The sequence below is a fragment of the Pseudazoarcus sp. NS36 genome, assembly GCF_059703705.1.
In genome coordinates this window covers 34,847-59,473 of sequence record NZ_BAAKJA010000003.1, presented here as the reverse complement: position 1 = coordinate 59,473, position 24,627 = coordinate 34,847, and the positions used below count along the sequence as shown (strand labels likewise).

Sequence of the window (24,627 nt, the reverse complement as noted above, 5' to 3'; positions counted from 1 at the left end):
ACGCTGGCTGAATCCCCGCAGTGTCGACTGCCCCGTCCGAACGTGACCTGATTCGCCGCATTGCGCTGCTTTCCCTCGCGGCCTTCGCGAGCAGTGGCGCGGCGCGCGTGGCCGACCCCTTGCTGCCGCAACTCGTCGCCGACTTCATGGTAAGCGCAGGGCAGGCCGCCTATGCGGTGTCGCTGTTTGCACTGGCCTATGGCTGCTTCCAGTTGCTGTACGGCCCGTTGGGCGACCGCTTCGGCAAGTACCGCGTGATTGCCTGGGCCGTGCTGGCGGGGACGCTGGGTGTGCTCGGCTCCGCGCTGGCCAGCGACTTCTCGCACCTGCTGCTGTTCCGTGCCCTGAGTGGCGTAGCCTGCGCGGCGGCGATTCCGCTGGCGATGGCGTGGATCGCCGACAACGTGCCTTACGAGCGCCGGCAGCCGGTGCTGGCCTACTTCCTGATCGGGCAGATTTTCGGCGTCATTGCCGGGCAGGCATTCGGCGGATTGTTTGCCGATCTGACCGGCTGGCGCGGAGCCTTCTGGTTCATGCTGGCGGTGTTTGCGCTGGTCGGCATCCTGCTGGTGCGCGAGGTGTGGCGCAGCCCTGACATCGACGCTGCCGTTCCGGCCACGACGCGCGGCTTCAGCTTTGTGCAGCGTTTCGCGGCGGTCGGTCGGGTCGGGTGGGCGCGCCTGATCCTGCTGGGCGTGTGTCTGGAAGGCGGCCTGGTGTTCGGAGGCCTGGCCTTCGTGCCGACTTACGTGCACGAGCGTTTCGGGCTGTCGCTGACACAGGCCGGGGCGCTGATGGCCTTGTTCGGTCTTGGCGGCTTGAGTTACGCGCTGTTCGCACGCCATTTCGTCAGCCGCCTTGGCGAGCGCGGCCTGGCCGTTTCCGGCGGTGCCGCGCTCGGGCTGGCCTTCTTGTTGTTTGCGCTGGTGCCGTACTGGAGCGGCGCCTTGCCCGCGGCGTGGCTGGCCGGCATCGGTTTCTACATGCTGCACAACACCTTTCAGCTCAATGCCACGCAGATGGTTCCGGAGCATCGCGGCACGGCGGTGGCGCTGTTTGCGTCTTCGTTGTTTCTGGGTCAGGCCGCAGGGATCTCGCTCAATGCGCTGCTCATCGACCACTTCGGTTACGTGCCGGCCTTTCTCGTGCCGGCGTTCGGCCTGCTGTTGATCGGCATCACCTTTGCGGTGCTGATAGGTCGTCGTCAGCGCGCTTCCTGAGCCGTGCGCGTTGCCGCCCAGGCCGTGCGGCCATCAATCATGCCGCGCATGCTGTTGCCATCGACCTGCCCGACGTAGTGTTGCGTGCCGACCGAGAAGCGGATTTGTGCGCCGTCGAGCCGGGCGTCAGCAATTTCCACCGCCTTGCCGCCGCGATTCAGGTGACCTTCGAGCATCTGGAAGCTTTGCTTGAGCACGAGCTGATCGCCACCGATGGCCCAGCTACCCTCGACCTTGGCCGGCACCACCCACTTGTAGGCGCGACACCAGGTGCTGCAGGCGCCTTCGACCTCAACACGTTCGTCCGACTGCCACTCTTCCATGTGGAAGGAGTTGGATACGATGCGTGTGCCCGGCGGCATGTCGAGCAGGATCGGGCGCAGCCGCAGATTGAGCGCCGGCAGCAGGAACAGCGTGACCACCGTGGCGTCCGAGAAGTCGGATTCGAAGATGTCACCCTGTTCGAACTTCGCACGATCTGCCACCCCCGCCGCGTCGGCGTTCTGCCGTGACAGCGCGACCAGATCCGCGTTGTACTCGATGCCGCGCGCTGCGATGCCGCGTCGGGCGGCAGCGATGACGGTCCGCCCGTCGCCGGAGCCGAGGTCGACCAGACGGTCGCCGGGCTTCAGCTGCGCCATGTCGAGCATGCTCGACACCAGGCTGTCGGCGGTGGGTACCCAAACAACGTCCTTGCCTTCCTGACCGACGCGGGGCTGGTAAGGCTGCACCTCCGGGGCGGTTGTCTGTGCCCAGACGGCGCTGCACAGCAGCAGAGCCCCAAGGGTTGAAGCGGTGATTGATCTGTTCAGGCATCTCATCGCGTCTCTCCGGAAAGAAAGCACGTCGGATCGGGAAGCACTGCCGGCGTGAACGGCACAGATGACATTCACGCAGCTTGGTTCCGCAGTGGCGGACGGATGAGCTGAAACAGGAGGGTGCGGCGGGAAGATGGCCGGACGGCCGATGGAGCGGGTGATGGGAATCGAACCCACGTATGCAGCTTGGGAAGCTGCCGTTCTACCATTGAACTACACCCGCGAAGGAGCCGGATTGTACGTCACGATCGGGTGTTTTTACAGCGTTTGCCGCGCTGCTCAGTGGTCGCGGTGTCGAGATCGCCCAATTAGCCTCGCGAGGGCATTACGCAGGGTACGTCGCCAATTGCGTTTGACTCGTCTCCAGCCGGCCTTGCGCCGATGTGCCTTGAATTCGCGGCTGAATCGGTATTCCAGGTATTGGTCCCACTTGTCGAGCGAGTCCGGTCGTGCTGCCGTTTGCGGGGTCATTTTCCGGCTGCTCCAAAGGCCGCCGGAATGAACCCGATACACCGACATCGGGCCTGGCAGGCGGGCAATTAGCCCGAACTGTCCGAGTGCCAGCCCGAAGCCCCAGTCAGCGGACCCCATGCGCCAGAACTCCTCGTCGAGGCGTCTTATTGCAGATGCCCGGAAAACGCAGGTGGACAGATTGCCGATACCTCCGCCCGCAGCCAGTTGCGCAGTGGTGATGTACTCGAACGGGCCGTCAGGCTCGCTGCCGCGCACTTCGAAACGTTGCTGCTCGTCCCGATAGATGATTGCGCGGTTGAAGCTCATCACACATTCATGATGCAGGTCGAGAAACGCCGTGTGTTCGGCCAGTTTGCGGGCGTAGGTCCAGTAGTCGTCGCCTTCCAGCACCGCGATGTACTCCCCCCGGCAGGCAGCAAAGCCGCGTTCGTAATTGGCGTACATGCCGAGATTACCGGGCGTCGGCAGGACCCGGAAATCGATCTGCGCCGAGGACAAGCTGCGTTCGATGAGCTCAAGCGTGCCGTCCGTCGAGCAATCATCGGCCACGACCACTTCGAATGGAGACGTGTAGTTCTGAATGAGGATGCCGTGCACGCACTGCTCGATGAATCGCTCCTGGTTGTAGCTGATGAGCAGGATGCTCAGCTTCGGTTCGAGGTTCATCGGCGATGCGCTCCGTCACGTCGGAATGGCGCCGGTATGGCGCGGGGGGCGGTTGGCAGTATGCCGGCGTTCGCGCCGGCGGGGGTGATCAGCGGATCATCCAGAGTTTCTGCAATCAGCCGTCGAAGATGCTCGACCTGGTTTGATGCGGCAATTCAGTTTTGAGGTCGGATTGGCGGAAGGCGCCGCCGAAAACTAGGCTTGCTGCTTCGAAGCTTCATGACCGTTCAGCCAGAGGCCCGCGAGCGCAGCCGCTTCAGTCCCGGGCGAATACCAATGTCGGGCAATGGCGACCGAGCGGGTAGTTCGGTATCACTGTGCTTACGCGGCGGAAACCTGCCGTGGAGAATAGCTTTGTCGCTTCGCTTGGGGTGACCAGATGGTAGCGTGCGGGACATTCACGATAGGCATCAATCATTTCCAGCTGCTCGACATTCCAGTGCAAGCGCTCGGCCAGTTCCTTCCAGTCGGCATCAACGAGGCGGTGTACAGCAGTCCATACATCCGCAAGGCAAACCCCGTCGGAGGGGTTGTCCTGCAGCGCGGACCACAGACGCAGTTTCAGGTGGTTGAGGCTGGGTATCCGGTGATCCTCCAGCGCGCGTAGTACGGCTTCGACATCCTCTGAGACAGGTGACGGGGTGAACAGCCTGAATACCGCAAAGCCGCCGGGAGTAACGATACGGGCAAGATGGTCGATCATCCGCTGCTGGTCATGCGGGTAGGACAGCAACTGCAGTCCGCCATCGCAGAACGCGATATCGACGCTCTGCGGAGGCAGATACGGCTCACGCCAATCCGACTGGATCACGGCCTGGGGCTCGCCCGGCCAGACGAATCGGGCCATTTCAGGATCGCGGTCCACCGCGTGCAGCAGATTCCTATCCGGCCAGGCGAGGCCATGAATCTCCGGTGTTACCCCGAGAATCAGTCCGCGCGGAGCCTGGCCAGTATGGTCACGGCACCATAGCTCGATGACGCGCTGCATCGCGACAACGTCTTCCGCCGCCGGTCGCAACGGGCTACCGAGCAAGTGCCAGTTCGCAGCTACGCGCGACCATTGGCCTTGTGATTCGTTGATGCGGTGGCCGTTGTCTGAGCTTGGGAAGAGAGGCATGTCGTTCAACTGTTGACGGGGTTTGCGAGCCGGGATTCGATCCCGGAGGCGAATCGTGCAATCTCGAGCGCGTAGGATTTGTCGACGTGCCGCGGCCGCCCGATGGTCTTGTTGGCGTCGATCAGAACGGGTTTGGCTTCATGCATGACAAAGTCAAACTTGCCATAGTCGAAGCCCAGTTCCCGGCGCAGTTTGCGCAATTCTTCAGGCACTTCGACCGGTTGCCAGCTTTTCACACTCGAACTTTTCAGGAGCGGGTTCGACGACACATAGCGATTGCAGCGCTCCGCGTCACCGCAGAACACCCAGAAGCGCAGTGCGTAGCCGGCTGGATCGGGCTCGGGGATGAAGCGTTCTACGACCAGTGCGGGGTCGTCGAAGCTGCCGGGCGGGATCTCTGCGAGGTGATCGAAGATGCGGTAGTCCGCGACTATGCGTGCGCCGGGGAAGGGCTCGGGCTCGTTGTGGCGTCGGGCATGACGATTGAGCCGCGCTTCGGCCCGGCCGCCGAAATTGGCGTTGGACTTGACGATCACGCGACCGTCCCAGTTCTCGCCAGGGCGCAGCAGAGCGCCGCTGATGCGGCGCTTGGAGATGTCGGTGGCGGTCAGATTCAGACAGTCAGGATACTGTGCAGCGAGCTCCACGTATTCCGCTGGGGTGATGGTGGCGTCTACATGCAGGATGGCCAGATCGCCGGACGGAGGACGGTCGGTGACCCCGTGCTGTACCACGGTGGTGTGGCCGCGGCGGCGCAGTTCCAGCAGGATGTCGTGCAGCAGGTAGCGGCCGCGAAAGCGCAGTGCGCGCAGGCTGAACTGACGCAGGCGGTCGTACTTGTGGGTGATTGCGACAATACGGGCCATGCTGGGTGTTTGCTTGTCCGGGTTTGCACTCTTGCAAGGATGATAGGCCGCAATCTGAATGTCTATGCAGATGGATTGTGACGCTCAGGCAGCAGCGCTAGTATTGAGTTGGCCACATCCCGCGGGCTTTTCCCGCGAAGTGCCTTGATTCAGTCAATCCAAGTGAGGATTTACCCATGAAGAAAGTGATGCTTGAACAGTCGCGGCTGCTGGGTTTCCGTATTCAACCGAAGATGGCCGGGCAGGCAGCGCAGAAGCTCGGTGCGAAGGTCGGTTCGAAGCCACTGAACGTGAAGCATGGTGGCCCGCGAGCCTAACCGTTATTCTCAGGCCGGCCTCGTGCCGGCCTTTCTCTTTTCTGAGACAGCGTAAATGGATGTCAGCCCCAACTTCTTTCCGGACGGCATTCGTGCTGCGAGCATGGACGCTCGCATGCGCGCGGGGCTTGCCGACAGCCTGGCCTACCTTGCCGAGACCTTGCGCGAGCAGTTGGCGGCCGAGGGCGCCGGGCTGGATGCGCTGGTGCGTCGGATGCGCGCGGGAGCGCTGTATCCGGCGTCCACCTTCGGTCTGTACTACGAGGCTACCTCGGCCCTGATCGATGGCGATACAGAGCAGGCGCTCGCCCTGCTGGCTGAACTGGCGAGGGAGCAGCCGTTGACTTCGTCGGCGCTGCGCATCGTGAGCCTCGACGAGGCGGCAGCGCCGGCCAATGTGAAGCGCTATCAGCGCCTGATGGACAACGATCCGCTCATCCACTTCGGCTTCAGCGAGCCGCCTGCGCCGTTGGTTGCATCGGCCCGGACGCTGGTCGCTGCATCCTTGCAGCGCCTGCGCCGCATTGACCCGGTACTTGTCGGCGAGTTCGAGGCTCTGGTGCGCGAGCTCATCCTTGTAGTGGGAGAGACCGGTGTGGACTACCAGTTTGCCGGTGGTTCCAGCTACACCTTGTGGGGAGCACTGTTTCTCAATGCGGAGCATCACACCAGCGAAGTTGCGGTCATCGAAGCCCTGGCGCACGAGAGCGCGCACAGTCTGCTGTTTGGTTTCTGCCACGACGAGCCCTTGGTAAACAATGCCGACGACGAGTTGTTCTCCTCGCCACTGCGCGTCGATCCGCGCCCGATGGATGGCATCTATCACGCTACCTACGTCTCGGCACGCATGTACCGGTCGCTGTCAGTGCTGCTGGAGTCTGGCGACCTTTCTGCGGAAGAGACCGCATTCGTGCGTACCGCGCGGGACGAGGACGAACGCAATTTCTTCGCCGGGCTGGGGGTGGTGCGCGAACACGCGCTGCTCACCGGTACCGGCCGTGCGCTGATGGCCGAGGCCGAGGCTTACATGCGGTCGGTGTGCGGCCGATGATTCACTTCGTCGCCACGCGCGATCATCGCTACACCCTGCGAGGTTTGCGCAAGCGCAGTTTTGGGCATGCGGACTTCGGTCACCGTCTGATCAGCTATGAGTCCGTGCTGCGCGCGCGCAGCCTGCCAGGCGGAACGTGGATCTTCCTCGACATCGAGCGCCTGAGTGACGCCGAGCGCAGGCGCACGTCGCTCATCGCCTGTCGGCTGGAGGAGGCAGGCGCACGCGTGCTCAACCATCCGCTGCGCGCGGCCGGACGCTACGCCCTGCAGCGGCGTCTTTACGTGGCCGGGATCAATGATTTCGAGACCTTCCGCGCCGAAGAACGCCGCCTGCCTTCGCGCTGGCCGGTGTTCGTGCGTTTCGAAAATGACCATCACAGCCCGGACGCCCGTCTGCTGCACGATGCTGCACAACTGCAGGCGGTGCTTGATGAATACCGCGCACGCGGCGTGCCGGAGAGCAGCCTGCTGGTTGTCGAGTACCGCGGCGCGCCGGGTGACGACGGACTGTGGCGCAAGTACGCGGCCTATCGGGTCGGCGACGCGATCATCCCTCATCACATCGTGCGGCAGGACAGCTGGGTGGCGAAGTACGGCAATCGCGAGGGCATTCAGGGTGACGCGCACTGGCGGCGCCTGCGCATCGAGGAGCGCGACTTCGTCTTTGCCGATGGCGATGCGCTGGGCCTGATGGCTGCCTTCGAGGCCGGCGGTATCGAATTCGGGCGAGCGGATTTCGGCATTGTCGATGGCAAGGTGCAGGTCTACGAGATCAACACCAATCCGACCCTCGGTGTTGCGTCGCTTGATGACCCCTACCCTGAAATGCCTCGCGCTCCCCTGATGGCGCATGCGAACGCACGCATCCTGACGGCGCTGGCTGAACTTGATACTACTTCCGGCGCCGCGGTGCGCATTGCGGATATCAATTACATCCGCTCGCTGCCCTGGCGACCAACGAAGCGGCCGTAGGCCTTGGTGATTGACGGGCCGATCCGGGCCATGCAGGATTAAACCTGCCATTCAAGCCAAGGAGGCAACATGACGCAACAGGTGAAACTGGATCAGTCCAGACTGCTCGGTTTCCGCATCCAGCCCAAGCAGGTGGGTAGCGGCGTAGCCGGGTTGGGTACCAAACTCGGCAGCAAGATCGGCAATGGCAAGGGAAACCCGCCGCCGTAACAAGGCGGTTGTGCGCAGCATCCAGCCCGGAGCGTTATTGTCCCGGGCTTTTTTGTTTTTGCGCGGATTGGGCACGAGCTGGCCTGATGCATGCGTATCGAGTGGATTGACGTTCGATGCCGGCATATGAAAGACTGCAATCCCGGTTTCGGGACGCACTCTAGGAGTAAGCGATGAAGGCAGAGATCGAACTGGATCAGGCCAGACTGCTGGGTTTTCGGATCCAGCCCAAGCAGGTCGGTGGTGGTGTGCAGGCCCTCAGCGCGAAGATCGGCGGCAAGATCGGCGGCAAGAAGGTCTGAGGGTGGTGAGTTTTGCTGGAAGGCCGGTTCGCATGGCGAACCGGCCTTCTGTCTTTTGGCCGGAGCTTCAACGGCGCAGGCGACGCATCAGGCTGCGCACCAGTCGTCCGATGAGGTTGTCGCGCAGCAGGGTGATGCGCGCATCGGCGCAGTCGCAGCGCGCAAACGCCGCGCTGATGCGCGGCGGTGCGCCGTGGCCGAGGGGCTCGCGTTGCAGCACCTGGCAGATCGGAAACGGTGCCTGCTGTGGGCCCGCGCGCAGTTCCAGGCGTGTCTGACGGTACAGCAGCGCGCAGGCTGCTTCGATTTCGTCGGCCAGCCAGGATGATACGTCGATGGTGACGGCAGCCGGCAGGTGCCGGGCCTCGATGCCCTCTCCGGTCTGCGCGGTGGGCGTGATGCGTCCGGCGCAGTAGTCCGGTACGGCGGTGGTGACGAGATCGGCGATGTGCGCTGACAGCGCGGTGCGATAGGTGTCGTAGTCGACGAATTCGGCCGGGGTCATGCGCCGCTGCGCGACGATGTCACCGGCGTCGTACTGCTGGGTCATGCAGTGCAGCGTGATGCCGCCATGTTCGCGGATCGCCCGGTCTGCGACCAGGCAGCGCATCGGGTTGGGGCCGTGGTAATGCGGCAGCAGCGAAGGGTGGAGGTTGAGCCCGCCGCGCCGGAAGCGCTGCAACAGCGTCAGCGGAATCCTGCGCATGAAGGCGTAGCACAGCAGTACATCCGGCGGCTCCTGCCGGGCCTGCGCGAGGGTGTGCTCGATGGCCGCCCAGTCCACCGGGTAGCGCGTGCCGATCACCCGCACACCTTCGTCGACGAGGGCCTGCCAGCGGCTGCGCAGTGTGGCCTGGGGATGCCCCACGACAATCGCCGAGACCGTGTGGCCGGCGTCCAGCCAGGCGCGTACCAGCGCGACGCTGACCGGCCCGGTGCCGCAGAAGATGGCTGCGTTGAGCGGCGCTTCAGGTCGGTCGGGGTCAGACTTCCGGGAAGGGGTCATGGTCTCGGTCGCTTGGGCGAATACAGGCTTCAGGTCAGTTCGATGGCGCGGGGGCCGGCGAACCTGTTCGGTCCAGCGTGATAGAATCCCACCCCTAACCAGTACCTGCAATACAAGTGTCCATGAGCGAACTTATCGTCAACGGCAAGTCCGAACAGTATCGCGACGGTCTGACCGTGCTGGCGCTGCTTGAGCAGCGTGCGCTGGCGGGCAAGCGTGTCGCGGTGGAGCGCAACGGCGAGATCGTGCCCAAGGGCAGGCACGCCGAGACCATTCTTGCGGCAGGCGACCGGCTCGAGATCGTGGTTGCCGTCGGTGGCGGCTGATTCCGCCGCAGCAATTTTTCCAGGGTTTTATCCAGAATGAACGACTCCCTCGTCATCGCCGGCAAGTCCTATGGCTCGCGCCTGCTCGTCGGTACCGGCAAGTACAAGGACTTCGCCGAAACGCGTGAAGCTATCGATGCCAGCGGCTCCGAGATCGTCACCGTCGCGATCCGCCGCACCAACATCGGTCAGAACCCGGACGAGCCCAACCTGCTCGACGCGCTGCCGCCCGAGAAATTCACGATCCTGCCGAACACCGCTGGCTGCTACACGGCTGACGATGCGGTGCGCACGCTGCGTCTGGCGCGTGAGCTGCTCGACGGCCACCCGCTGTGCAAGCTTGAGGTGCTGGGCGATCCGCAGACCTTGTTCCCGAACATGCCCGAGACGTTGAAAGCGGCTGAGGTGCTGGTCAAGGACGGCTTTGACGTGATGGTGTATTGCTCGGATGACCCCATCCAGGCGCGCATGCTCGAAGACATCGGCTGCGCCGCGATCATGCCGCTTGCCTCGCTGATCGGCTCGGGCATGGGCATCCTCAATCCGTGGAACCTGCGCCTGATCATCGACCAGAGCAAGGTGCCGGTCATCGTGGACGCCGGTGTCGGCACGGCATCGGATGCCGCCATCGCGATGGAACTGGGTTGCGACGGCGTGCTGATGAACACCGCCATCGCGCTGGCGCAGAAGCCGGTGATGATGGCGCGCGCGATGGGTCTGGCCATCGAGGCCGGTCGCATGGCCTATCTGGCCGGTCGCATGCCGCGCAAGCTCTATTCGGCCGATCCGAGCTCGCCGACCAGTGGCCTGATCGGCTCCTGAGCCGGTCGCCGCAAGTGACTCCGTGACGGGCCCGTGTGGGCCCGTTTCTGCATTCAACGCCCGGATTTTCCGATGAACGATTCACCCGACCGCAAGCCGCTGCCTGAAGACCCGGAAGCGCGCTTTTCCAGCCGCAGCATCCGCAGTTTCGTGCTGCGCCAGGGCCGCATGACGGTCGCGCAGCAACGCGCGCTCGATGACATGCTGCCGAAGATCGGCCTGCCCTACCGCATCGCCTCGACCGATCTGGACGCTGTGTTCGGGCGCGACGCGCCCAAGGTCGTGGAGATCGGCTTCGGCATGGGCGAGACCACCGCGCGCATTGCCGCCGCCGACCCGGCTACCGATTTTCTGGCGATGGAAGTGCACGGCCCCGGCGTCGGCAACCTGTGCAAACTGGTCGCCGAGCAGGGGCTCGACAACCTGCGCATCTGCCAGCACGATGCGGTGGAAGTGCTGCGCGACATGATCGGCCCCGGGACGCTGGCCGGGGTGCATGTGTATTTTCCGGACCCGTGGCACAAGAAGCGCCACCACAAGCGGCGGATCATCCAGCCCGAGTTCGTGGCGCTGATTGCCTCGCGGCTCAAGCCCGGTGGCTATCTGCACTGCGCCACCGATTGGCAGGAATACGCGGAGTGGATGCTGGAAGTGCTGTCGGCCGAGCCGCAGCTTGCCAATACCGCTGACAGTTTTGCCGAACGCCCAGCGTGGCGGCCGGTCACGAAATTCGAGAACCGTGGCCTCAAGCTGGGCCACGGCGTGTGGGATCTGTTGTTCCGGCGGCGCTGACGCCGGAGCCTGGAGGCATCTGAGGTGATCAAGGCCGTCTTCCGCTTCATCGGCGGGGTGTTCCGCTTCCTCTTCCGCTGCGTCGATTTCCTGCGTCGTGCGCTGCTCAATCTGGTGCTGATCGGCGTGCTGGCGGTGATCGCCATTGCCTGGTGGAAGCCCGTGCCCGGTATCGACGAGGGTTCGGTGCTGGTGTTGCAGCCGTCCGGCATGCTGGTCGAGCAGACGCAGGTCAGCTCACCGCTGGATCTGATCCGTCCGGACAGCGGCATGGTTGCCGAGACGGCACTGCGCGACCTGTTGGCCGCCGTGCGCGCCGCGCGCGAGGACGAGCGCATCACGGCGCTGGTGATCGAGACGGATGATCTGGCCGGTGGCGGCATCGCCCGCTTGGCCGAGCTGCGTGCCGAGATCGCCGCCTTCCGTGATGCCGGCAAGCCGGTGCTGGCGCGCGGCGAGCGCTTTACCGAGGGGCAGTACTACCTCGCCAGTGTGGCGGACGAAGTGCACCTGTCGCCTGATGGCTTCCTGTTGCTGCGTGGGTTGGCGAGCTATTCCAATTACTTCGGTCGCGCGCTTGAGAAGCTCGGCGTGAAGGTGCATGTGTTCCGCGTCGGCGAGTACAAGTCCTTTGCAGAGACCTTTACCCGCGACGACATGTCGCCCGAGAGCCGCGAGAACACGAGCGATCTGCTCACCGGCTTGTGGGCTGCCCTGCGCGAGGATATCGCGGCCAGCCGCAAGCTGGGTCCGGCGGCCATTGACGCCTGGGTACGCTACTTCGCCGATGCGCTGGAGGCCGCCAACGGCAGTCCGGCGCAGGCTGCGCTGGATGCCGGACTGGTGGATCGTCTGAGCACTGCCGACGAATGGCGTGCCGAGCTGACCCAGCGTTTCGGCTTGGTCGAGCGCCGGTTTGGTGGTGGCAAGGCGGTCAGCGTGGCGCGCTATCTCGCCAGCCAGCCCGAACGCGAAGTGCAGGGGCGCGTTGCGGTGCTGGTGGCACGTGGCGCCATAATGGATGGCAGCGGTACCGCCGGCACGGTTGGCGGTGACAGCTTTGCGCGCCAGATCCGCGAAGTGCGCGATGATCCATCGGTAAGCGCGCTGGTGGTACGCATCGACAGCCCCGGCGGCAGCGCTTGGGCATCCGAACAGATCCGCCGTGAGCTGGAGCAGACCCGTCGCGCCGGCAAGCCGGTGATTGCTTCGATGAGCGCCACCGCGGCTTCGGGCGGTTACTGGATCGCTACCGGCGCGGAAGAGATTCACGCCCACCCGATGACGCTGACCGGCTCCATTGGCATCTTTGCGCTGTTTCCCGATCTGTCCGTCCCGCTCGACCGCCTTGGCGTGGGCGTGGATGGCGTGGCGACCGGCCCCTTCGCCGGCGTGCCGGACCCGCGCCGGCCGCTGTCGCCGGAAGCCATCGAGGTCATGCAGCGTTCCCTCGAATTCGGTTACCGCCGCTTTCTGCAGACGGTGGCCGATGCGCGTGGAATGAGTGTCGAGGATGTCGACCGTGTCGCACGCGGCCGGGTGTGGACCGGCGAGGCCGCGCACAAGCTGGGCTTGGTTGATGCGCTGGGTGGCCTGCACGGCGCCATCGCCGCCGCGGCCGACCGCGCCGGGCTGGAGGACTACGAGGTGGTGTGGCCGGAGCCGGCGGCTTCGCCGCGCGAGCTCCTGATGCGCGGCATCGGCGAGTTTGTTTCTGCGGATGCCCGCCCGGATGCACCGGGTGCATTCGCAAGCCTGTTCGCATCCTTGCAGCGTGAAGCGGCGGCCTTGCTGAGCTGGAATGATCCGCGCCACATCTACGTGCATTGCCTGTGTGAGGCGCCGTAAGGCTCTCAGGTCAATGGGCCTGCGGGAGCGTCCATTGGTGCATCAGACCTACAGGAAGATTTCCAGCAACTCGTTGAGAAAGCGCTGACCACGCAATGTGGGCCGCAGCACGGTCTCGTCCGTGTCGAGCAGGCCGGCCGCGCGCGCCTGGGCCAGTTGCGTGGCGATGAGGGACAGCGGCAGGCCGGTGCTTTGCTCGAAGCTCGCCGCCGGTACGCCGCCGGTCAGGCGCAGTGCGTTCATCATGAATTCAAACGGCAGCTCATCCCGTGTCACGCTGCGTGACTCCTGCACGAAGCCGCCATTTGCCGCAGCCTCCAGATAGCGTTGCGGGTGTTTGTGGCGCATCTCGCGCACGATGCCTGCGCGGGTGCTGAGCTTGCCGTGGGCGCCGGCGCCAATGCCCAGATAATCCGCAAAGGTCCAGTAGGCCAGATTGTGTCGGCTGCGTGCGCCGGCTTGTGCGAAGGCAGAAGTTTCGTAGTGCTCAAAGCCGGCTTCGGCCAGTCTTGCTTCGATGGCTTCCTGCATGTCGGCCGCGCTGTCGTCGTCCGGCAGCGTTGGCGGGTGCTGGAAGAACGGCGTGTTGGGCTCCAGCGTCAGGTGGTAGCAGGAGAGGTGTTCGGAGCCGAAGGACAACGCGTTCTCCAGGTCGGCCAGCGCACCGGCGATATCCTGCCCCGGCAGCGCATACATCAGGTCGAGGTTCACCCGCTCGAAGTGCTGCAATGCGATGGCGATGGCGCGACGTGCTTCGGTGCTGTCGTGGATGCGGCCAAGCGCCTGCAGATGCGTGTCGTCGAAGCTCTGGATGCCGATCGACAGCCGGTTGGCGCCGGCTGTGCGGAAACCCCGGAAGCGTTCCATCTCGAAGGTGCCCGGATTGGCTTCCAGCGTGATCTCGGCGTCCCGATCCAACGCGGTGTGCTGCGCGATGGCGTCGATCACGCGTGCAAGGCTGTGCGGCGACATCAGGCTGGGCGTGCCGCCGCCGAAGAACACGGTGCTGATGCTGCGGCCGGCCACGCCGGGCGCAGCGGCGGCAAGGTCGGCAATCAACGCGTCGATGTAGCGGCGTTCCAGTTCGGCAGCGTCATGGCCTTCGCGCACGGTGTGCGAATTGAAGTCGCAGTACGGACACTTCTTCACGCACCACGGGTAATGCACGTACAGCGACAAGGGCGGCGGACTGGCGGGCGTCGGGGCATCCGTGACGGCCGGTCGGGTGACCGACTGCACCGCGAGGCGATGCACGGGGTGACTCACGTGCCGTAGCGCTCCAGGCGCTCAAGCAGGTGGCGCATCGCGGCACCGCGATGGCTCAGGGTGTTCTTGAGCTTCGGGTCGAGTTCGGCGGCGGTCTGTTCCAGTTCGGGCACCCAGAACAGCGGGTCGTAGCCAAAGCCGGCCTCGCCGCGCGGGGCGTCCAGAATTACGCCGTGCCATTCGCCGTCGGCGATCAGTGGCTGGGGGTCGTCGGCATGGCGCACCAGTACGATGGCCGAATAGAAATGCGCACGACGATCTTCCACGCCGGCGAGGCGTTCGAGCAGCAGGGCGTTGTTGCGTGCGTCGGACTTCGGTTCGCCGGCAAAGCGGGCAGAAAGTACGCCCGGCGCGCCGCCCAGCGCCGCCACACACAGGCCGGAATCGTCGGCAATGGCCGGCAGACCGGAATGGGCCGCCGCGTGACGCGCCTTGGTCAGCGCGTTTTCGACGAAGGTGGCGTAGGGTTCGTCGGCTTCGGGGATGCCGAGTTCGCCCTGCGACACCACCTCGATGCCCAGCGGTGCGAGCAGGGCATCGAGTTCAGCGGCTTTCTTGGCGTTGTTACTGGCCAGCACCAGACGCTGGAACATGGCTTACTCCTGTGCGAGGGCGATCTTCTGCGCTTCGACCAGTTGGGCGATGCCGTGTTCGGCCAGCGCCAGCAAGGCATCGAGTTCGGCGCGCGAGAACGGTTCGCCTTCGGCCGTGCCCTGCACCTCGATCATGCCGCCGGAGCCGGTCATGACCACGTTCATGTCGGTGTCGCAGGAAGAATCCTCGACGTAGTCCAGATCGAGCACGGGCTGGCCATTGACGATGCCGACCGACACCGCGGCGACCATGTCGCGCAGCGGACTCTGTGCGAGCAGGCCGGCGGCAACCAGACCGTTGAGCGCATCGCACACCGCCACGCAGGCGCCGGTGACGGACGCCGTGCGCGTACCGCCGTCGGCCTGCAGCACGTCGCAGTCGATGATGATCTGGCGCTCGCCAAGCGCGGTCAGATCGACCACTGCACGCAGGCTGCGGCCGATCAGGCGCTGGATCTCCTGCGTGCGACCGCTCTGCTTGCCGCGCGCGGCTTCACGCCCGCTGCGGGTGTGGGTGGAGCGCGGCAGCATGCCGTACTCGGCGGTGAGCCAGCCCTGCCCCTTCCCGCGCAGGAAGCCCGGCACGGACTCCTCGACGCTGGCCGTACACAGCACGCGGGTGTCGCCGAACTCGACGAGTACCGAGCCTTCAGCGTGGCGGGTGAAATGGCGGGTGATGCGCACCGGACGAAGCTGGTCCGGGCGTCGCTGATCGTGTCTCATGGATTTCCTTACTTGAACTTGCGGATCGTGGAATTGATTTCGGTGATCGCGCGTTCGATGTCTTCGTCGCTGAATTCGGCGTCGGTATTGGCAAGTGTGGTGGTATCGAAACTGTCCATGTGCGTCGTGAAATGATCCGGCGCGAGCATTTCGGTCTCGATGGCCGCTGCGGCGTCGGTGCCGCCGCCGTGCCAGCGCATGGCGACAATCGAGAGATTGTCGCAGACTGCGCCACCGAGCTTCTCGGCGCGGTCGAGCAGATCCGGTACGCGCTGCATGATGTTTCCGTCAGACAGCCCGGCCACCATGCCGGCATTGCTGACCGGTCCCCACACACCGTCCGAGCACAGGGCCACGACGTCTTCTTCCCACAGCGTGATGCGCGGTGAGAGGTCGATCTGCGGGGGATGGTCGCCGCCCAGGCAGCTGTAGATGCGGTTGCGTTCGGGGTGGCGGTCGGCCTCCTCCGGCTGGATCAGGCCCTGATCGAGCAGCATCTGCACGCGCGAGTGGTCGCGCGTCTGCGCCACGATGTCGCCGTGACGCAGCACGTACAGGCGCGAATCGCCGGCGTGCGCCCACCACGCCGAGCTCTGCTGCACGATGCAGGCCACGATGGTGGTGCGCGGCGCTTCGGGCAGGTATTTGTCGAAGGCGTAGTCGAGGATGGCGTTGTGGGCATCGTCCAGCGCATTGCGCAGGAAGCGGGTCGGGTCTTCGAGCGCCGGGCGCGCCTCACGCTGAAAGGCGCCGACGATGATCTCGGTAGCGATCTGTGCGGCGATCTCGCCATGCAGATGGCCGCCCATGCCGTCGGCGACCAGCATCAGCAAGGCTTCGCGCGAGTACGAATAGGCGATGCGATCCTGATTGGTCTTGCGCTTGCCGATGCGGCTGTCCTGAAAAATCGTGAACTTCACTACCGTTGCGTCCTCAGCTACGCCCGATGAATGACTTCAGCCGGGTGCCAGCGTCGGCAAACAGCCCGGCCGGCAGTGCGTCCCCCTCTTCGCGTCGCATCACGGATTTTTGCAGTGAATAGGCGCTTTGGGGCCGTTTGAGCGGGTCCAACTGCAGACACCAGTCAATGGTTTCAAGCAGTTCCTGAGAATAGCCCTGCGGGCGGCGCTCGGCCAAGGGCATCATGGTTTCGATACGTGTGCGCTCGTCCGCGCGCGGCGGGGCGCTGCCGATGATGCACGCATACATGCTGGCACCGACGCTGTAGAGGTCGCTCCACGGACCGAGCTTTTCGCGCTCACCGTACTGCTCGGGCGAGGCGAAGCCCGGCGTGTACATCGGCTTGAGCATGGGCTGCTCGGAGGCCAGCGTCTGGCGCGCGGCGCCGAAATCGAGCAGCACGGGCGTGCCGTTGGTGCGCAGATAGATGTTCGAAGGCTTGATGTCCAGATGCAGCATCTTGTGCGCGTGCACCTCGCGCAAGCCGTTGAGCGTGCGGCTGAACACCGCGCGGATGAAGCGCTCCGGCACTTTGCCCCGGTGTTTCTGGATATACTCGTTGAGCGTACGACCCTTTTCGAACTCCATCACCATGTACACCGTGCCATTGGTGCGGAAGAAGTTCAGCACCCGCACCACGTTCGGGTGCATCAGTTTGGCAAGTGAGCGGCCTTCCTCAAAAAAGCATTTCATGCCGTAGCGAAAGGCGGACTGGTATTGCGAGGAGATGTGCGGCGCGGTTTCGCCGGGCTGACGCAGGGCCAGAGAATTCGGCAGATATTCCTTGATCGCCACCGGCGTGCCGGCTTCGTCGCGGGCCAGATAAACGATCGAGAATCCGCCATGCGAGAGCTGTTTCTCGATGCGGTACTGGTCAATCTCGAATCCGGCAGGAAGGGCAGCGTTTGCCAGGGCAGACATGTTCGGGAGCGGGTCGTGGCGTCAGTGGGTGGCCAACAGCGGGCTGTGGTGGAGGAGTGTAATGGATGGGACGGACTTTCCGGAGAAATGACCGATGATTTGTAGCATGACGGGCTTTTCCGTCCAGCAGTGCGAAGTCGGCCGCGCCAGCCTGCATCTGGAATTGCGCAGCGTGAATTCGCGGTTTCTTGACCTTGTTTTTCGCATTGGCGACGACCTTCGGCTGTTCGAGCCGATGTTGCGTGAAGCCCTGTCGGCGAGGTTGTTGCGCGGCAAGCTCGAGTGTCGCTTCAGTCTGCAGGTGGACGGCGGCGGTGTCCCGCATCTGTCGATCAATTCCGCGCTGCTTGAACAACTTCGTCACGCCGAAGCGGCCATACGTACTCGCATGCCCGAGGCCAAGGAGCTTTCGGTCGCCGAAATCCTGCGCTGGCCCGGCATGCTCGCCGAAGACCGCATCGAAGCAGAAAGTCTGCGCCCGCAGGTCGCACAACTGGTGGCCGCGGCACTTGATGACTTTGTTGCCAGCCGTGCGCGCGAGGGCGAGAAGCTTGCGGGCATGATCCGCGAGCGCGCCACCGCGATGCGTGCACTTGTTGCCCGCGCCCAACCGCGCATCCCGGAAGTGGTGGCCGAGTATCAGGCGCGCCTTACAGCACGTCTGCGAGATGCGGTGGCTGCGCTTGACGAAGATCGTATCCGCCAGGAAGTGGCGGTGTTCGCGCAGCGTGTCGACGTGGACGAAGAGCTCAACCGTCTGGTTGCCCACCTTGATGAGGTCGAACGTATCCTCGATACGGGTGGTCAGGCCGGCAAGCGGCTGGATTTCCTGATGCAGGAACTCAACCGCGAAGCCAATACCCTGGCCTCCAAGTCCGCGGCGGGCGACATCAGCAGCATCGCCATGGAAATGAAGGTGCTGATCGAGCAGATGCGCGAACAGGTTCAGAACATCGAGTGAGGAGTGGCGGATGCCTGGAACCCTGATCATTATTACCGCCCCTTCGGGCGCCGGGAAAACCACCCTGGTGGGCGGTTTGCTCAAGCGCGACCCGCACGTCAGGCTGTCGGTCTCGTACACCACCCGCGCGCCGCGCGAGGGCGAGGTGGATGGGCAGCACTACCATTTCGTTGATATTTCGACCTTTCGGAACATGCGGGATAACGCGGAATTCCTTGAGTGGGCAGAGGTGCACGGCAACTATTACGGCACCTCGAAGGCCTGGATCCGCGAGCAGATTGAATCAGGCGACGACATCCTGCTGGAGATCGACTGGCAGGGCGCGCAGCAGGTGCGCAAGGCCTTCCCCGAGGCGGTCGGCGTGTTCGTTTTGCCACCGTCCTTCGAGGTGCTGGAGCAGCGCCTGCGTGGGCGTGGCACGGATCCCGACGACGTGATTGCCCGGCGTTTGCTGGGTGCGCGTGGCGAGATGCGCCATGTGGGAGAGTTTGACTACGTTATACTCAATGATGTCCTCGAGGACGCCATTGGCGACCTCGTGGCCATCGTCCGCGCTTCGCGGCTGCGTTGTGCGCGGCAGCGGGCGCGGCATTCGCGTTACATTGAATTTCTTGAGCAGGATTGATCATGGCCCGTATTACCGTTGAAGATTGTCTGAAGCAGATCCCGAACCGCTTCCAGCTCACGCTGGCTGCCACTTTCCGTGCGCGTCAGCTCACGGTCGGCGCCAGCCCCATGATCGAGGCCGAGAAATACGGCAAGGAGAAGGCGACGGTCATCGCATTGCGCGAGATCGCCGACGGCAAGGTCGGGCTTGAGGTGCTCAACCGCGGCCAGGCCTGATTCTCCGGGGAGGGTTTTTGAACTCAGGGCATGCGAACGTAAGCGTTGACCGACACTGCCGGCGCAAGGCGGCAGTGTGCGCATGTATGCCCTGGTTGCAGCGGGGGTAGGCTCATGGCTATCGCGACCGATGTGGCCCCGCTGCCCAAGGAACCGTTCAGCCCCCCCTCGTCGAGCGTGCTGTCGCTTGATTTCGGCCGGCTCAAGGCCAAGCTCGAAACCTATCTGAAGTCCGAGGATATCGGCCTCATCGAGGCTGCCTACCATTTCTCGGCTGACGCCCATCAGGGCCAGTTCCGCAGCAGCGGTGACCCCTACATCTCGCACCCGGTTGCAGTCGCGGACATCATCGCCGACTGGCGGCTCGACGCGCAGGCGCTGATCGCAGCGCTCCTCCATGACGTAATGGAGGACACCCACATTTCCAAGCAGGAGATCGCCGGTCGTTTCGGCAAGGTCTCCGCCGAGCTGGTGGATGGCCTGTCCAAGCTCGACAAGGTCGAATTCCGCTCGCGCAAGGAAGCGCAGGCCGAGAACTTCCGCAAGATGCTGCTGGCCATGGCCAACGATCTGCGGGTGATCCTGATCAAGCTGGCCGACCGTCTGCACAACATGCGCACGCTCGACCACGTACGTCCGGACAAGCGTCGACGCATCGCCACCGAAACGCTCGACATCTACGCGCCGATCGCCAACCGGCTGGGCCTCAACACGCTCTACCGCGAGTTGCAGGAGCTGTCGTTCGAGCACAAGTACCCGATGCGTTTCCGTGTGCTCGACCGGGCTGTCAGGGCCGCGCGCGGCAACCGCCGCGAGGTCGTCGGCAAGGTGCTCAAGGCGCTGGAAGAACGCCTGCCGCAGTGGGGCATCGCCGCCGACATCTTCGGGCGCGAGAAGAACCTGTTCTCGATCTACCGCAAGATGGTCGAGAAGAACCTGTCGTTCTCGCAGGTGCTCGACATCTACGGCTTCCGCGTCATCGTGCCGGACGTGCAGACCTGCTATGTCGCCATCGGCGCGCTGCATTCGCTCTATAAACCGGTGCCGGGCAAGTTCAAGGACTACATCGCGATTCCCAAGGCCAACGGCTATCAGTCGCTGCACACGACGCTGATCGGCCCATTCGGCACGCCCATCGAAATCCAGGTGCGCACCGCCGAGATGCACCATATCGCCGATGCCGGCGTGGCCTCGCACTGGCTGTACAAGGACGACGAGAAGACCCTCACCGAGTTGGAGCAGCGCACGCACAACTGGCTGCAGTCGCTGCTGGAGTTGCAGCACACCTCGGCCGAGGCCACCGAGTTCCTCGAACACGTCAAGATCGACCTGTTCCCGGGTGAGGTCTATGTGTTCACGCCGCAGGGCAAGATCCTGTCCATGCCGCGCGGCTCGACGCCGGTGGACTTCGCCTACGCCGTGCACACCGACATCGGCAACCGTTGCGTAGCCTGCCGCATCAACGCCGATCTGATGCCGCTGCGCACCGAGCTGCACAACGGCGATCAGGTCGAGATCATCACCGCCGCGCACGCCAATCCTAACCCGGCCTGGCTGTCGTATGTGCGCACCGGCAAGGCGCGTGCGCAGATCCGTCACTTCCTGAAGAACGCCCACAATGAAGAGTCGGTTGCGCTGGGCGAGCGCCTGCTCAATCAGGCCCTGCGCCCGCATGGTCTGGCGCTGGGCCAGATCAGTACCTTCGCGTGGGACCGCTTCCTCAAGGATCGCGGGGTCAAGAGCAAGAAAGAGGTCTATTCCGAGATCGGTCTGGGCAAGCGCCTGCCGGTCATCGTCGCGCGCCGTCTGGTGCAGGCGCAGGAGCAGGAATCCGGCCGCCCCGACGTCATCAAGCCCAAGTCCATCTCGCCGATCCAGATCAGCGGTGCCGAAGGCATCGCGGTGCAGTTCGGCACCTGCTGCCAGCCGATTCCGGGCGACCCGATCATCGGTGTCATCCGCAAGGGCAAGGGGCTGGAAGTGCACCGCCACGACTGCACCGCGGTGGCCAAGGTGCGCGGCGACCGAGGCCGCTGGGTGGATGTCGAGTGGGAGCCGGCACACGAGCGTTCCTTCGAGGTCACGCTCAAGATCATCACGCGCGAAGGTCGCGGTGTTCTCGCGCGCGTTGCCAGCGCGATCGCCGAAGAAGACTGCAACATCCAGAACGTCACGATGGACAACGAGCAGGGCGTGTACATCGCGCTCAACATCACCATCCAGGTGCGTGACCGCATGCATCTGGCCACAGTGATGCGTGCAGTGCGTCGTGTTCCCGAAGTGATGCGCATCGGCCGCACCCGCAGCGACGGTAGCTTCGGCCGCAGCATGTAGTAGTTTTTTGCACACAACCTACTAGGGGTAGTGTGTAACCGCGCTTGACCTCCTCCGTTTCCGAATCCAGAATCCAATCCAGCTTCACGGTTGCCCGGCTCCACGGCCGGGCATGAAAAGGGAATCCGGTTCAATGCCGGAACTGCCCCCGCAACTGTAACCGGCGAGTCTGTCACCACCCCAAGCCACTGGGCCCTGCACTTCGGTGTATCCCCGGGAAGGCCGGCGACAGATCATGACCCGGAAGTCAGGAGACCTGCCGTGCTGCCACTTCCTTCAATGCAATCGGGGCGGGGTGCCCCGGCGAGGACATGGCTTACACCATCTCTCTTGTCCGTCCGACAACCGTATTCCGCCGCGCCTTGAGGCCGGCGGTTGCTGCGCGTTTGTCCGGAGCTCCCCGCACGACACTCCAGGAGCTCCCATGGACCGCCCTCAGCTAGACCTCTCCCTGCCACCCTTCAAGGTCATCCGCCGCAATGGTTCGGTGGTGGATTTCAATCCGGGCAAGATCGCCGTCGCCATGAGCAAGGCCTTTCTCGCGGTCGAGGGCGGTCATGGCGCGTCCTCGACGCGCGTACGTGATGTCGTCGGTCAGCTCACCGAGGTGGTGGTCGCCGCGCTGGTACGGCGCAAGCCTGATGGCGGCACCATCCACATCGAGGACATCCAGGATCAGGTCGAACTTGCGCTGATGCGGGGCGGTGAGCAGGAAGTGGCGCGCGCCTACGTGCTGTACCGCGAGAAGCGCTCCGCCGAGCGTGCGCTGGAAGCGCCGCGCAGTGCGCCCGAGCTGCATGTCGATATCGACGGTCGGCGTGAGCCGCTGGAGCGTGAGCGCCTGGTGCGCATCGTCGAGGAGGCCTGCATCGGTCTGGCCGATGTGACCGCGGCGCCGGTGGTGGATGCCGCCATGCGCGATCTATACGACGGCATGCCGCTGGGCGAGGTGCACAAGGCGCTGGTGCTGGCCGCGCGTGCGCTGATCGAACGCGAGCCGGGCTACAACTACGTCACTGCGCGCCTGCAGCTGCACCAGATCCGTCTCGAAGTGCTGGGCGAGGAAGTGGCGCAGAGTGACATGGCCGCGCGCTACGCCGAGGCCTTTCCGGCCTACGTGAAGATCGGCGTTGAGGCCGGTCTGCTCGATCCGCGACTGGCACAGTTCGATCTGGCCCGCATCTCGGCCGCGCTGGACGCTTCACGCGACCTGCAGTTCGGTTACCTCGGTCTGCAGACCTTGTATGACCGCTACTTCCTGCACGTCGACGAGCGCCGCATCGAGCTGCCGCAGTGCTTCTTCATGCGGGTCGCTATGGGTCTGGCAATCAGCGAGATCGACCGTGAAACGCGCGCCATCGAGTTCTACGAAGTGCTGTCGCGTTTCGACTTCATGAGCTCCACGCCGACGTTGTTCAACGCCGGCACCATGCACTCGCAACTGTCGTCGTGTTACCTCACCACCGTGTCCGACGACCTCGACGGCATTTTCCAGGCCATCAAGGAAAACGCCATGCTGCAGAAGTTCGCCGGCGGTCTGGGCAACGACTGGACGCCGGTGCGCTCACTGGGGAGCCGCATCAAGGGCACCAACGGCAAGAGCCAGGGCGTCATCCCGTTCCTGAAGGTCGTCAATGACACCGCCGTGGCGGTGAACCAGGGCGGCAAGCGCAAGGGCGCGGTGTGCGGCTATCTCGAGACCTGGCACCTCGACATCGAGGAATTCCTCGACCTGCGCAAGAACACCGGCGACGACCGCCGCCGCACGCACGACATGAACACCGCGCACTGGATTCCCGACCTCTTCATGAAGCGCGTGCGCGAAGACGGCCAATGGACGCTGTTCTCGCCGGCCGACGTGCCCGACCTGCACGACCTTTTCGGGCAGAAATTCGAAGCCGCCTACACCGCCTATGAAGCCAAGGCGGACGCCGGCGAAATCCGCCATCACAAGCGTGTGCCGGCCGTGCAACTGTGGCGCCGCATGCTGTCGATGCTGTTCGAGACCGGCCACCCGTGGATCACCTTCAAGGACCCGTGCAACCTGCGCTCGCCGCAGCAGCACGTCGGCGTGGTGCATAGCTCCAATCTGTGCACGGAAATCACGCTGAACACCTCGGACACCGAGATCGCCGTGTGCAACCTCGGCTCGGTGAACATGGTCGCGCACCTCAAGGATGGCCAGCTCGACCACGAGAAGCTGGCACGCACCATCAAGACCGCCATCCGCATGCTCGACAACGTCGTCGACATCAACTTCTACGCGGTCGGCAAGGCGCGCAATTCCAACCTGCGTCACCGCCCGGTCGGCATGGGCATCATGGGTTTCCAGGATTGCCTGCACAAACTGGGCATTGCCTACGCCTCGCAGGAAGCGGTCGACTTTGCAGACCGTTCGATGGAGGCCATCGCCTATCAGGCCTACAGCGCTTCCAACGAACTGGCGCGCGAGCGCGGCGCCTATTCGACCTTCCGCGGCAGCCTGTGGGACAAGGGCGTGCTGCCGCTCGATTCGGTCGACCTGCTGGAACGTGAGCGCGGTGTGCCGGTCGAGCTGGACCGCTCCAGCGCGCTCGACTGGGAGGGTCTGCGTGCCCGCATCACGCAGTACGGCATGCGCAACTCCAACTGCATCGCCATTGCCCCGACCGCGACCATCGCCAACATCGTCGGCGTGTCGGCCAGCATCGAGCCGGAGTACCGCAACCTGTACGTGAAATCCAACCTGTCGGGCGAATTCACGGTGGTCAATGAATCGCTGGTGGCCGAGCTCAAGGCGCGCGGCCTGTGGGACGAGGTCATGATCTCCGACCTCAAGTACTACGACGGCGCGCTGGGCAAGATCGACCGCGTACCCGAAGACCTGCGTGTGCTCTACGCCACGGCCTTCGAGATCGACACCGCGTGGATGGTGGAAGCCGCCGCGCGCCGCCAGAAGTGGATCGACCAGGCGCAGTCGCTGAACATCTATGTGGCCGGCGCCTCGGGCAAGAAGCTGCACGACACCTACATGCTGGCGTGGACGCGCGGCCTCAAGACCACCTACTACCTGCGTTCGCTGGGTGCGACTTCGGCCGAGAAATCCACCGGCAGCGGTGGGGAGCTGAACGCCGTAGCGGCCACCGTTGCGGCGGTCGCTACCGCCCAGGTCGGTGAGCCCAAGTTCTGCGCCATCGACGATCCTGACTGCGAAGCCTGCCAGTAAGCCGCTCTGCAC

General features: G+C 64.2%; 25 protein-coding genes, 1 tRNA gene and 1 riboswitch. Of the genes, 14 read left to right on the top strand and 12 right to left on the bottom strand.

Annotated features, from left to right (window positions below):
- Nucleotides 1-20: 20 nt before the first annotated feature.
- Nucleotides 21-1,220: an MFS transporter gene (locus tag AC6H0R_RS05520; RefSeq protein WP_497580343.1), complete on the top strand. Its 1,200-nt coding sequence runs from the start codon at nucleotides 21-23 to the stop codon at nucleotides 1,218-1,220.
- Here AC6H0R_RS05520 and AC6H0R_RS05515 read toward each other — a convergent pair.
- From AC6H0R_RS05515 to AC6H0R_RS05495, 5 genes are all read right to left on the bottom strand, one after another.
- A complete protein-coding gene (locus tag AC6H0R_RS05515) occupies nucleotides 1,205-2,041 on the bottom strand; it encodes a class I SAM-dependent methyltransferase (RefSeq protein ID WP_497580342.1) in 837 nt (278 codons plus the stop codon). The genes AC6H0R_RS05520 and AC6H0R_RS05515 overlap by 16 nt on opposite strands.
- Before the next feature lie 146 nt (nucleotides 2,042-2,187).
- Nucleotides 2,188-2,261: transfer RNA gene (locus AC6H0R_RS05510), tRNA-Gly, on the bottom strand.
- A gap of 56 nt (nucleotides 2,262-2,317) precedes the next feature.
- Nucleotides 2,318-3,178: a glycosyltransferase family 2 protein gene (locus AC6H0R_RS05505; RefSeq protein WP_497580341.1), complete on the bottom strand. Its 861-nt coding sequence runs from the start codon at nucleotides 3,176-3,178 to the stop codon at nucleotides 2,318-2,320.
- A 256-nt stretch (nucleotides 3,179-3,434) separates the two neighbouring features.
- Nucleotides 3,435-4,295, bottom strand: coding sequence for a class I SAM-dependent methyltransferase (locus AC6H0R_RS05500; RefSeq protein ID WP_497580340.1), 861 nt, complete (start codon nucleotides 4,293-4,295; stop codon nucleotides 3,435-3,437).
- A 5-nt stretch (nucleotides 4,296-4,300) separates the two neighbouring features.
- On the bottom strand, nucleotides 4,301-5,161 hold the full coding sequence (locus tag AC6H0R_RS05495; RefSeq protein ID WP_497580339.1) for an ATP-grasp domain-containing protein: 861 nt from the start codon (nucleotides 5,159-5,161) through the stop codon (nucleotides 4,301-4,303).
- A gap of 176 nt (nucleotides 5,162-5,337) precedes the next feature.
- On the opposite strand from AC6H0R_RS05495, the gene AC6H0R_RS05490 reads away from it, so the two are divergent.
- From AC6H0R_RS05490 to AC6H0R_RS05480, 3 genes are read left to right on the top strand one after another with little or no spacing between them, the layout of a single operon-like run.
- Nucleotides 5,338-5,478: a hypothetical protein gene (locus AC6H0R_RS05490; RefSeq protein ID WP_497580338.1), complete on the top strand. Its 141-nt coding sequence runs from the start codon at nucleotides 5,338-5,340 to the stop codon at nucleotides 5,476-5,478.
- A 55-nt stretch (nucleotides 5,479-5,533) separates the two neighbouring features.
- Nucleotides 5,534-6,529: an aKG-HExxH-type peptide beta-hydroxylase gene (locus AC6H0R_RS05485; protein ID WP_497580337.1), complete on the top strand. Its 996-nt coding sequence runs from the start codon at nucleotides 5,534-5,536 to the stop codon at nucleotides 6,527-6,529.
- Nucleotides 6,526-7,503 (top strand): hypothetical protein, encoded by a 978-nt coding sequence (locus AC6H0R_RS05480; RefSeq protein WP_497580336.1) that lies wholly within the window; start codon nucleotides 6,526-6,528, stop codon nucleotides 7,501-7,503. Before AC6H0R_RS05485 ends, AC6H0R_RS05480 begins: the two co-directional genes overlap by 4 nt.
- A 51-nt stretch (nucleotides 7,504-7,554) precedes the next feature.
- On the opposite strand, the gene AC6H0R_RS05475 is transcribed toward AC6H0R_RS05480, so the two are convergent.
- A complete protein-coding gene (locus AC6H0R_RS05475; protein WP_497580335.1) occupies nucleotides 7,555-7,839 on the bottom strand; it encodes a hypothetical protein in 285 nt (94 codons plus the stop codon).
- 47 nt (nucleotides 7,840-7,886) lie between these two features.
- Between AC6H0R_RS05475 and AC6H0R_RS05470 the strand changes: the two genes are divergently transcribed.
- Nucleotides 7,887-8,015, top strand: a complete 129-nt coding sequence (locus AC6H0R_RS05470; RefSeq protein ID WP_497580334.1) for a hypothetical protein — start codon at nucleotides 7,887-7,889, stop codon at nucleotides 8,013-8,015.
- A gap of 67 nt (nucleotides 8,016-8,082) precedes the next feature.
- Here the strand turns inward: AC6H0R_RS05470 and AC6H0R_RS05465 are convergent, their stop codons facing one another.
- Nucleotides 8,083-9,021 carry a formyl transferase gene (locus tag AC6H0R_RS05465; protein WP_497580333.1) on the bottom strand — a complete coding sequence of 313 codons (939 nt, stop codon included), beginning with the start codon at nucleotides 9,019-9,021 and terminating at the stop codon, nucleotides 8,083-8,085.
- A 122-nt stretch (nucleotides 9,022-9,143) separates the two neighbouring features.
- On the opposite strand from AC6H0R_RS05465, the gene thiS reads away from it, so the two are divergent.
- From thiS to sppA, 4 genes are all read left to right on the top strand, one after another.
- Entirely contained in the window at nucleotides 9,144-9,347 is a 204-nt protein-coding gene (gene thiS, locus AC6H0R_RS05460) for a sulfur carrier protein ThiS (RefSeq protein WP_497580332.1), read from the top strand.
- A gap of 36 nt (nucleotides 9,348-9,383) precedes the next feature.
- A complete protein-coding gene (locus AC6H0R_RS05455) occupies nucleotides 9,384-10,169 on the top strand; it encodes a thiazole synthase (protein WP_497580331.1) in 786 nt (261 codons plus the stop codon).
- 72 nt (nucleotides 10,170-10,241) lie between these two features.
- A complete protein-coding gene (gene trmB / locus AC6H0R_RS05450) occupies nucleotides 10,242-10,961 on the top strand; it encodes a tRNA (guanosine(46)-N7)-methyltransferase TrmB (RefSeq protein WP_497580330.1) in 720 nt (239 codons plus the stop codon).
- 24 nt (nucleotides 10,962-10,985) lie between these two features.
- Entirely contained in the window at nucleotides 10,986-12,809 is a 1,824-nt protein-coding gene (sppA, locus tag AC6H0R_RS05445; RefSeq protein ID WP_497580329.1) for a signal peptide peptidase SppA, read from the top strand.
- A 48-nt stretch (nucleotides 12,810-12,857) separates the two neighbouring features.
- Here sppA and hemW read toward each other — a convergent pair whose 3' ends face one another.
- Genes hemW through AC6H0R_RS05420 form a run of 5 tightly spaced genes read right to left on the bottom strand, consistent with a single transcriptional unit; the run spans nucleotide 12,858 to nucleotide 17,272 of the window.
- The gene (hemW, locus tag AC6H0R_RS05440; protein WP_497580328.1) at nucleotides 12,858-14,063 is read right to left on the bottom strand and encodes a radical SAM family heme chaperone HemW; all 1,206 of its coding nucleotides are present in this window, start codon (nucleotides 14,061-14,063) and stop codon (nucleotides 12,858-12,860) included.
- A gap of 8 nt (nucleotides 14,064-14,071) precedes the next feature.
- The gene (rdgB, locus tag AC6H0R_RS05435; protein WP_497580327.1) at nucleotides 14,072-14,668 is read right to left on the bottom strand and encodes an RdgB/HAM1 family non-canonical purine NTP pyrophosphatase; all 597 of its coding nucleotides are present in this window, start codon (nucleotides 14,666-14,668) and stop codon (nucleotides 14,072-14,074) included.
- A 3-nt stretch (nucleotides 14,669-14,671) separates the two neighbouring features.
- Nucleotides 14,672-15,391, bottom strand: coding sequence for a ribonuclease PH (rph, locus tag AC6H0R_RS05430; RefSeq protein WP_497580326.1), 720 nt, complete (start codon nucleotides 15,389-15,391; stop codon nucleotides 14,672-14,674).
- An 8-nt stretch (nucleotides 15,392-15,399) separates the two neighbouring features.
- Nucleotides 15,400-16,311, bottom strand: a complete 912-nt coding sequence (locus AC6H0R_RS05425) for a PP2C family protein-serine/threonine phosphatase (protein WP_497580325.1) — start codon at nucleotides 16,309-16,311, stop codon at nucleotides 15,400-15,402.
- A gap of 13 nt (nucleotides 16,312-16,324) precedes the next feature.
- Nucleotides 16,325-17,272, bottom strand: a complete 948-nt coding sequence (locus AC6H0R_RS05420) for a serine/threonine protein kinase (protein ID WP_497580324.1) — start codon at nucleotides 17,270-17,272, stop codon at nucleotides 16,325-16,327.
- A 94-nt stretch (nucleotides 17,273-17,366) separates the two neighbouring features.
- On the opposite strand from AC6H0R_RS05420, the gene AC6H0R_RS05415 reads away from it, so the two are divergent.
- The 5 genes from AC6H0R_RS05415 (at nucleotide 17,367) to AC6H0R_RS05395 (ending at nucleotide 24,615) form a co-directional block, all read left to right on the top strand.
- A complete protein-coding gene (locus AC6H0R_RS05415; protein WP_497580323.1) occupies nucleotides 17,367-18,233 on the top strand; it encodes a YicC/YloC family endoribonuclease in 867 nt (288 codons plus the stop codon).
- A 10-nt stretch (nucleotides 18,234-18,243) separates the two neighbouring features.
- On the top strand, nucleotides 18,244-18,858 hold the full coding sequence (gene gmk, locus AC6H0R_RS05410) for a guanylate kinase (protein WP_497580322.1): 615 nt from the start codon (nucleotides 18,244-18,246) through the stop codon (nucleotides 18,856-18,858).
- Nucleotides 18,859-18,860: 2 nt separating this feature from the next.
- The gene (gene rpoZ, locus AC6H0R_RS05405) at nucleotides 18,861-19,076 is read left to right on the top strand and encodes a DNA-directed RNA polymerase subunit omega (RefSeq protein ID WP_497580321.1); all 216 of its coding nucleotides are present in this window, start codon (nucleotides 18,861-18,863) and stop codon (nucleotides 19,074-19,076) included.
- Nucleotides 19,077-19,190: 114 nt separating this feature from the next.
- Nucleotides 19,191-21,410 carry a RelA/SpoT family protein gene (locus AC6H0R_RS05400; protein ID WP_497580320.1) on the top strand — a complete coding sequence of 740 codons (2,220 nt, stop codon included), beginning with the start codon at nucleotides 19,191-19,193 and terminating at the stop codon, nucleotides 21,408-21,410.
- Nucleotides 21,411-21,480: 70 nt separating this feature from the next.
- Nucleotides 21,481-21,688: riboswitch (cobalamin riboswitch) on the top strand.
- 146 nt (nucleotides 21,689-21,834) lie between these two features.
- Nucleotides 21,835-24,615: a ribonucleoside-diphosphate reductase subunit alpha gene (locus AC6H0R_RS05395; RefSeq protein ID WP_497580319.1), complete on the top strand. Its 2,781-nt coding sequence runs from the start codon at nucleotides 21,835-21,837 to the stop codon at nucleotides 24,613-24,615.
- Nucleotides 24,616-24,627 lie beyond the last annotated feature (12 nt).